General features: G+C 45.4%; 6 protein-coding genes. 2 read left to right on the forward strand and 4 right to left on the reverse strand.

Annotated features, from left to right (window positions below; translation table 11 throughout):
- Positions 1-29: 29 nt before the first annotated feature.
- Positions 30-980 carry a CysB family HTH-type transcriptional regulator gene (locus ACTHSP_RS17340; protein ID WP_049350984.1) on the reverse strand — a complete coding sequence of 317 codons (951 nt, stop codon included), beginning with the start codon at positions 978-980 and terminating at the stop codon, positions 30-32.
- A gap of 443 nt (positions 981-1,423) precedes the next feature.
- Between ACTHSP_RS17340 and ACTHSP_RS17345 the strand changes: the two genes are divergently transcribed.
- A complete protein-coding gene (locus ACTHSP_RS17345) occupies positions 1,424-2,185 on the forward strand; it encodes an OmpA family protein (RefSeq protein WP_049350983.1) in 762 nt (253 codons plus the stop codon).
- Positions 2,186-2,320: 135 nt separating this feature from the next.
- On the opposite strand, the gene ACTHSP_RS17350 is transcribed toward ACTHSP_RS17345, so the two are convergent.
- Both ACTHSP_RS17350 and greA read right to left on the reverse strand, forming a co-directional pair.
- Positions 2,321-2,749: a DUF4149 domain-containing protein gene (locus tag ACTHSP_RS17350; protein ID WP_049350982.1), complete on the reverse strand. Its 429-nt coding sequence runs from the start codon at positions 2,747-2,749 to the stop codon at positions 2,321-2,323.
- Positions 2,750-2,846: 97 nt separating this feature from the next.
- A complete protein-coding gene (gene greA, locus ACTHSP_RS17355; RefSeq protein ID WP_003684304.1) occupies positions 2,847-3,323 on the reverse strand; it encodes a transcription elongation factor GreA in 477 nt (158 codons plus the stop codon).
- 344 nt (positions 3,324-3,667) lie between these two features.
- Here greA and ACTHSP_RS17360 point away from each other — a divergent pair, with 344 nt between their 5' ends.
- Positions 3,668-5,077, forward strand: a complete 1,410-nt coding sequence (locus tag ACTHSP_RS17360; protein ID WP_440346536.1) for a PepSY-associated TM helix domain-containing protein — start codon at positions 3,668-3,670, stop codon at positions 5,075-5,077.
- Positions 5,078-5,287: 210 nt separating this feature from the next.
- On the opposite strand, the gene ACTHSP_RS17365 is transcribed toward ACTHSP_RS17360, so the two are convergent.
- A partial coding sequence (locus ACTHSP_RS17365) for a 50S ribosomal protein L19 (RefSeq protein WP_440346537.1) occupies positions 5,288-5,422 on the reverse strand: 135 nt, incomplete at its 5' end.

Raw genomic sequence — 5,422 nt, forward strand, 5'->3', positions numbered from 1 at the left:
TGTTAAGTTACGAAAGTGATAGTCAGATATCAAATTGAAAAATCTTCAACAACCGGCGTGTACAGAATGCGGTCGACCACTTCTCTGGTCAGTTTCGGTGCAAACATCTGGATAAAGTCATACGCGTAACCACGCAGGTAGGTATCAGTGCGTAAGGCTATCCAAGTGGGCGACGGTTCAAATAAGTGTGCCGCATCAATCAGCTGTAAATCTTGATCGATAACAGGATCGTACGCCATTTTGGCCATCAAACCAACACCCAAGCCTAAGCGGACATACGTCTTCAGTACATCCGTATCGGCAGCCGATAAGGCAACATCAGGTTGCTCAATATGCGCTTTATTAAATGTACGCGCGATACTGCTGCCGGAATTAAAAGCAAATTCGTAAGTAACCAGCGGAAAAGAAGCCAAATCTTCAAGGCTTAAAGGATTGCGGCAGTCCAAAAGAGGGTGGTCGTGCGGAACAATGACGGCATGGTTCCATTCATAGCAGGGCAGTTTTCCCAACTCAGGATGATCGTCAATGCGTTCAGTAATAATTGCCAAATCAGCTTCGCCGCTGCTGACCATTTGCGCAATGGCAGAAGGGCTGCCTTGTTTGATGGTCAAATTGACTTTAGGGTAGTTTTTGACAAATTCCGCAACGATTTTGGGCAAAGCATAACGCGCCTGGGTATGCGTTGTCGCGATGGTCAGCGAGCCGCTGTCATGATCGGTAAACTCGCTGCCGATATTTTTAATGTTTTGCACATCACGCAAAATCCGTTCCGAAATCTCTAATACGGCTTTGCCCGGTTGCGAAACGGAAACCACACGTTTGCCGCTGCGGATAAAAATTTGAATACCCAATTCTTCTTCAAGCAGGCGGATTTGTTTGGAAATGCCGGGCTGGGATGTGAAAAGCGCATCGGCGGCTTCGGAGACATTCAGATTGTGTCGGTAAACCTCAAGGGCATAACGTAATTGTTGCAGTTTCATGGTAGCAGTACCGAATACGTTGTTAATGTGGATTTTGTGCGACAAACGGCATGTAATTTAACATATTTTGCCCAGTTTTGCCCCGAGTTTTGAAAATGGTTGTTTTTAATGAAAATATCTTTTAACGATATGAAAACGGGAAATTCAGGAAAGAAGAGGGAAAGGGGTTTTGTTGTTTTTGTACAACTTAAGGTGGATGAATTGTCTGATTTTGCCCTAAATTAATGACACAAGATTGATTTTTCGGCATGATTAACTACTAGGAAGCAGGCACTTCATGATTGTTTGAAGGCATCGAGTATTGACAGTTTGCCTTGCGCTTCTTTATAGTGCAACCTGATATATCCGATTTGCCGCTGTTTTGATACTGCGGCCTGTATATTGGTAATTTGCTGCGGCTGCTTCCTGTATCCGCCGCATAACAATTTTGATGAGGGAATAAAATGACCAAACAGCTGAAATTAAGCGCATTGTTCGTTGCATTGGTTGCTTCAGGCACTGCAATGGCAAGTGAAGCGCACACCAAACACGGCTACGTCGTAAGCAGCCAATCTCAAGAAATCGTCCGTAACAACTACGGCGAATGCTGGAAAAACAGCTACTTCGACAAAGCTACCCAAGGCCGTGTTGAATGTGGTGATCGTGAAGCAGTTGCTCCCGTACAACAAGATCCTGAGTATGTTGATGAAACTGTTTCCCTGTCTACTAAAACTCTGTTCGGCTTCGACAAAGACAACCTGCGTCCTGAAGCTCAAGAAAAACTGGACGCTTTGGCTCAACGCCTGAGCAACGAAAGCGTACAAACTGTACGTGTTGAAGGTCACACTGACTTCATGGGTTCTGAAGAATACAACCAAGCTCTGTCTGAGCGTCGTGCTAACGTAGTTGCTAACTACTTGGTAGGCCGTGGCGTTGCTTCTAGCAAAATCTCTGCAGTAGGTCTGGGCGAGTCTCAAGCTCAAATGACTGCTACTTGTGAAGCTGAAGTTGCTAAACTGGGCAAAAAAGTTTCTAAAGCTAAGAAACGTGCTGCTCTTATCGCTTGTATCGAACCTGACCGTCGCGTTGATGTTAAAATTCGCAGCGTTGTTACTCGTCAAGTTGCTCCAGGCCAAACTATCGAAGGTCAAGGCGAATTGCCTGCTACTGATGAAGGTTGGATCCCAGCTCCTTACAATGGCGTTCACGGTTACGCTAAACCTTAATCGGTTTGTGAAAAATGCCCTGCAATATGCAGGGCATTTTTTTATAGTTTATATTTGAAGAGTCGGGGAATTTATGATTCAAAATAAAAGGCCGTCTGAAAAATTTATTTTCAGACGGCCTTTTATTAAGACGGATTAGTTTGGCTTGGGCCATTTCCATACGCAGATGGCTGCCAGTATCGTACAAATCAAAAAGATGATATTGGATAAGCCGTGCCAAACGCCGAATGTTCCGCCTACTAGGGACAGCAGCCAGTTATCCAGACCATACTTGTGTGCCTCGATAACCGGTGTAACCAAAAGATGGTTGCAGGCTAAGAGTAACCAAAGGACCAATATCCACCAAGAAAGTGAGGCCAGTTGCCGTCTGAAAAAGGCATAGGCTGCGCCAAAAATAACTAAGCCACATATCGCTGTAATAGCAAACAAAATGCCGGCAATTTCTCCCGCCTGCATTTTAGGCAGAAGGCGGAACAGGATTGGGGCGGTAACATAGCCTGCGGTCAGTTGCATACCGAGCCACATGGCGGCGGCGGTTTGGATAATTTTGTACAGTAGATTCATTATATTTCTCTTGGGAAGATTTCACTTTTTCTATTATGGTGTTTTTAGGTACAACAAAAGGCCGTCTGAAAATGTTTTCAGACGGCCTTTTGTTTATTTAGATATATTGTACGGCAATGATGTCATATTCACGTACGCCGCCGGGTGCTTGAACTTCTGCAACATCGCCTTCTTCTTTGCCGATTAGGGCGCGGGCAATGGGGGAGCCAACGTAGATTTTGCGTTCTTTGATGTCTGCTTCATCTTCACCAACGATTTGGTAGGTGACTTGTTCTTCGGTTTCCAAATCTTCCAGTGTTACAGTTGTGCCGAACACGATTTTACCTTCTGCATGGATTTCGGCAGGGTTGATGATGTGTGCCATAGAGAGTTTGTGTTCCAACTCGGCGATTCGGCCTTCGATAAAGCCTTGACGCTCTTTGGCGGCTTCGTATTCTGCGTTTTCAGACAAGTCGCCGTGCGAACGTGCTTCGGCGATGGCTTCGATGACTTCTGGGCGTGCTACGCTTTTGAGGTGTTGAAGTTCTTGTTTCAACAATTCTGCACCACGGACGGTCAAAGGGATTTTTTGCATTGAATTCTCCATGAAAGCATGATGATGCTTTTAAAATTTTATCCGGCCACGCGCGGTAGCCGGATTGGAAATAAAAATACAAGCCGCCAAAGCTTGGCGGCTTGATGAATAAATAAGTAATGTCTGTATTCTACCAAATTCTGCCGAAACCGCAATGATTAAAACGGATTTTCAGTAAAGTGTTGTTTTCTGTCTATTTTGTTTTTTCAGACGGCCTAAAAACTAAATATTGAAGTATTTCAAAGCTGTATTGGAAAAACGGTTTCTTAAATGAATGTTTTTGATTAAAATACCTGTTACTAATCCGTAGTGATTAGTCTGCTTTAACTATATAAAGAGAAAATATGGAAACAAAACCAACTTCCCAAAATGAACAACAGGCTAACCGCCGTTATTTGACTGTTTGGCGATGGCATTTTTATGCCGGACTTTTAGTTGCGCCGTTTTTAACCCTGCTGGCTGTTACAGGGTTGGGAATGCTGCTATTCGCCAATATTACCGGTAAAGAAGGCGAACGCATACATATTACGCCGCAGGCAGTGGTGCAGCCTTTGTCGGCTCAGGCTGAAGCCGCCAGACAGTTTGTGAATCCGGAAACTTCTTCTGTAGTGCAATATATTGCGCCGCGCGCAGATGACATGGTCGCCGTATTCCGTGTGAACAATGACGATAAAGCCACTATGGTTGCCGTTGATCCCTATACGGCAAAAGTTGTGAATACGATGCCGCGCAGTCAAGGCTGGTATCACACGATGGACGAAATCCACGGCGATATGATGATCGGCCCGGTGGGCGACTATCTGCTGGAAACTACCGCGTCGCTGACCATCCTGATGATAATCACGGGGATTTATTTGTGGTGGGCGAAACAGCGCAGCCTGAAATCCATGCTTGTGCCGAAAGCAGGCAAAGGACGCACATGGTGGCGTAGCATGCACGGCGCATTTGGTTCTTGGGTTTCTTTGATTTTGTTGCTGTTCTGTTTGTCAGGTATTGCTTGGGCGGGTATTTGGGGCGGTAAAGCGGTTCAGGCATGGAGCCAGTTTCCTGCGGGTAAATGGGGTGTGGAGCCTAATCCGGTATCTTCCGTGCCAACCCATGGTGATGTGCTGAACGACGGTAAATCCAAAGAAGTGCCATGGATTTTGGAGCTGACGCCTATGCCGGTTTCCGGTACGACAATGGGCGAAAACGGCATTAATCCAAGCGAGCCGATGACTTTGGAGACGGTTGACCGCTTTGCACGTGAAATTGGCTTTAAAGGCCGTTATCAGCTCAATTTACCTAAAGGTGAGACCGGTGTATGGACGTTGTCGCAAGACTCAATGAGTTACGATATGATTAGTCCGACCGCTGACCGCACGGTACACATCGATCAATACAGCGGTAAAATTCTGGCTGATATTCATTTCGACGATTACAACTGGTTTGGTAAATTCATGGCGGCAAGCATTGCTTTGCATATGGGTACATTGGGCTGGTGGAGCGTATTGGCAAATGTCTTGTTCTGTCTGGCGATTATCTTTATCTGTGTCAGCGGCTGTGTAATGTGGTGGAAACGCCGTCCTTCGGAAGCACGTGGTTTGGTTCCTCCGGCGCAGAAAATCAAATTGCCGGTATGGTGGGCAATGGCTGTGCCGCTTTTGATTTTGGCTGTGATTTTCCCAACAGCCATTGCTGCAATCGCTGTTATTTGGATTTTGGATACACTGTTGTTATCACGTATCCCTGCATTGGCAAGATGGTTTAAATAACCGTCCAATGTGATTAAAGGCCGTCTGAATCTTTTGTTTCAGACGGCCTTTGTTATAAAGGTCAAAAGAATTAGGGGATTATGATTCTATTTCAGTTTATGCGTGAGGTGTTTATTGTGATTAGCTTGTAGGATTGTGTAAGAAAGACGAGGAGATCTTGTATAAAAACAAAAAACCCACTTCATTGAAGTGGGTTTTTGATGAAAGCTATTAACCTTTGCGAGCAGGCAATTTTTCTTTAATGCGAGCTGCTTTACCGGTCAGACCGCGCAAGTAGTACAGTTTGGCGCGACGTACGTCACCACGGCGTTTAACTTCGATTTTTTCTACGGTAGGAGAGTACAG

The sequence above is a fragment of the Neisseria sp. P0001.S005 genome (genome assembly GCF_051963715.1).

Coding starts and splice junctions, on each gene's coding strand:
- ACTHSP_RS17340 (WP_049350984.1), bottom strand. CDS start 980: ATGAAACTGCAACAATTACGTTATGCCCTTGAGGTTTACCGACACAAT.
- ACTHSP_RS17345 (WP_049350983.1), top strand. CDS start 1,424: ATGACCAAACAGCTGAAATTAAGCGCATTGTTCGTTGCATTGGTTGCT.
- ACTHSP_RS17350 (WP_049350982.1), bottom strand. CDS start 2,749: ATGAATCTACTGTACAAAATTATCCAAACCGCCGCCGCCATGTGGCTC.
- greA (WP_003684304.1), bottom strand. CDS start 3,323: ATGCAAAAAATCCCTTTGACCGTCCGTGGTGCAGAATTGTTGAAACAA.
- ACTHSP_RS17360 (WP_440346536.1), top strand. CDS start 3,668: ATGGAAACAAAACCAACTTCCCAAAATGAACAACAGGCTAACCGCCGT.